This window comes from Cupriavidus sp. UYPR2.512 (assembly GCF_000379565.1).
GTDB lineage: Bacteria > Pseudomonadota > Gammaproteobacteria > Burkholderiales > Burkholderiaceae > Cupriavidus.
The window spans coordinates 1-2,163 of record NZ_KB903033.1; the positions used below are offsets into that span (position 1 = coordinate 1).

The window sequence follows — 2,163 nt, forward strand, 5'->3', positions numbered from 1 at the left end:
GCAACCTGTCGCAAGCTCTATCAGTACCTGAATCGGGCTTCACTCGGCTAGCCGCACATCCGCTTTCACCCACAGATTCCGCCGACGAGCCAAAATTCCAATGCTTCGATCGTGTCGGCTCCAAATCATCGCTGCAATGTCCCCATGGCAGCCTGCGAAAGTTGCTGGGTGAGCAGCAGCGCCAGTCGCTTCCTGGGCCGCGAACAGGCGACATAGAACAGGTTTCGGTTGCGCTCGTATGCTGCTAGCCTGTTTGCCGGGATCTCCTGCGTGGAAGCCAGTTCGAGCATCTCGTTGAAGTTATACTGGTTCCATCCACGCCCGATTATCATGAGCACATTCTCGAATTCCGCGCCTTTCACGCCATGCTTCGTCTCGAAGGGTGAAAAGCCTTCGAGATAGCTCCTTAATGTCTGGATCTCTGAGTAGGGTACCGCGCGCAACTTATCGACCTCGCTCAATGCGGCGGGCATCTCTTCGCCGGCGTCCCGATCAAACTCGGCGAGGTCACGCTCGCGATCCTCGATCGCGTCGGGCAGTCGCGGCCGGCGCGCGCGCCGGAGATGATCGAGAACCTCGCCGACCGAGGCGTTCGTCCTTAGGACGAACAACTCATCCATCCTCCGCGCCCACGCCGTCTTGTCGGCCGGGCGCCGCATGGGAGGGACGCTCGATCCCAGCGCTTCGAACATCATCCCATATTTGCGATTGGCAAAGGCCTCGCAAGCGGGCTCCAGCACATCGACGAAATAGGAGATGTAGGGATGCTCCTTACGGGTGAAGGACTCGTTATAGCGAAACACAGTCGGCAGGCTCGCATAGCCCTGTTCGGCCGCGAGCACCCGATGGGTGAGCATCAGGACTTGGTGCTCGTCGGCTGGATGTTCCATCCGCTCTCCTCGAGCCGGGCACGCACGTTCACCAGCGCCGCATGGGCCACCTCGGGCGGTAGATCGCCGCCCCAATGCCCGCCGGTGAGCCGCTGACCCGGCCAGCCATTAGTGTGGAAGAGCCGCACCTCGCCGACCGAGTCCGGATCATCGACAAACTGGGGGAGCTCTGGACGCATGGCATTTAGCTTTTCGACCACTGTCTGGACGGACCGAAAATTAGCTTCTTTGCCGATCTCCTCGACCGCGGGGTGTTCCAGCTTGCCGCATCCATTCCCGTAGATCTTCTGCCAATGGTCACCGAAGAATCCGAAAAGCGGTGCACCCTCGGCGCCAAGGAAGTTCTCCTTAATAGCCTCTATCCAGTCTGCGTCGGTGTCCTGATATTCGTCGATCAGGATGATGGGGTAACTGTCTGCCAGCAGCCGGCGGAGCTTGAGATTGGCCATCAAGGAGATGGTGAGCGGAAGAATATCGTCATGATGGAGTGAGACCGACTTCTCACGTATTACGCGATATCCGAGGCTATACTCGATCTGCCGATCGCCGAGGCCACCGGCTTCCGCGATGCGGGCCTGCCAAGCGGGCATCGCCTGCACTAGCCCACGTAGTTGCCTCTGGAAAGCCCCGATGAGCGACCAACAGAAGCCATGATTCGTGTCGCAGCGGATGATCGGGTGGCGATCGGTGCGAGCCTCGATCTCCTCTCTGGCGACATTGGTGTAGGTGATGCACGCGATCTGCTGGTCGCGCCGCGGCATCTCTCGCTCGTGCCGCTTAATTAGAAATTCCAGCGCCTTGATGAGCGAGTAGGTCTTGCCCGCTCCCGCACCGGCCTCCAGTCGGAAGCTCCGGCCCTCGGTCAACGCCGCATAAATACGTTCGAGTGCCCTTTGGCTGGCCGTCTCGGCGGATGTTTCAGGCACCGGAAGGCTCCGCAGCTTCACCTTCATTGGCAACGGCGGCGATCGCTTCAACGAGGTTCGGGACTGCCGCTGGCACTTCCTCGGCTGCGAGCCAACGAATGCCGTCGCCAAGATATCTCGGCGCGACCCACTCGGTATCTTCGATCGAGTAGGTGAGAGCGAAATCCGACTTCTGGTAGATGGCGGCCTTTGCGCTAGCAGCATGCTCAAGGGCGTTCGCATTGGCGCCTTCGATTCCGAATTTGGCGGCGTTGGCTAGTGCAATGTTCCATTCTGTTTGGAACTTAAGCGGCGGTTGGCACGAATGACCTTCTGTAGGATGTCGCGAGCGCTCTTGGTCCAGATGA

General features: G+C 59.6%; 2 protein-coding genes and 1 pseudogene. All 3 read right to left on the reverse strand.

From position 1 onward, the window contains the following. Nucleotides 1-125 precede the first annotated feature (125 nt). On the reverse strand, nucleotides 126-890 hold the full coding sequence (locus A3A5_RS44095) for a hypothetical protein (protein ID WP_198293150.1): 765 nt from the start codon (nucleotides 888-890) through the stop codon (nucleotides 126-128). Then, nucleotides 857-1,843 carry a UvrD-helicase domain-containing protein gene (locus A3A5_RS44100; protein ID WP_198293151.1) on the reverse strand — a complete coding sequence of 329 codons (987 nt, stop codon included), beginning with the start codon at nucleotides 1,841-1,843 and terminating at the stop codon, nucleotides 857-859. The genes A3A5_RS44095 and A3A5_RS44100 overlap by 34 nt, the downstream gene beginning before the upstream one ends. Next, nucleotides 1,809-2,163, reverse strand: a pseudogene (locus A3A5_RS43435) (hypothetical protein); the annotation flags it as partial. The pseudogene A3A5_RS43435 and the gene A3A5_RS44100, both read right to left, overlap by 35 nt.

What these genes read in the sequence shown, in the direction of transcription:
- A3A5_RS44095 (WP_198293150.1), bottom strand. Translation starts at nt 890, where the DNA reads ATGGAACATCCAGCCGACGAGCACCAAGTCCTGATGCTCACCCATCGG.
- A3A5_RS44100 (WP_198293151.1), bottom strand. Translation starts at nt 1,843, where the DNA reads ATGAAGGTGAAGCTGCGGAGCCTTCCGGTGCCTGAAACATCCGCCGAG.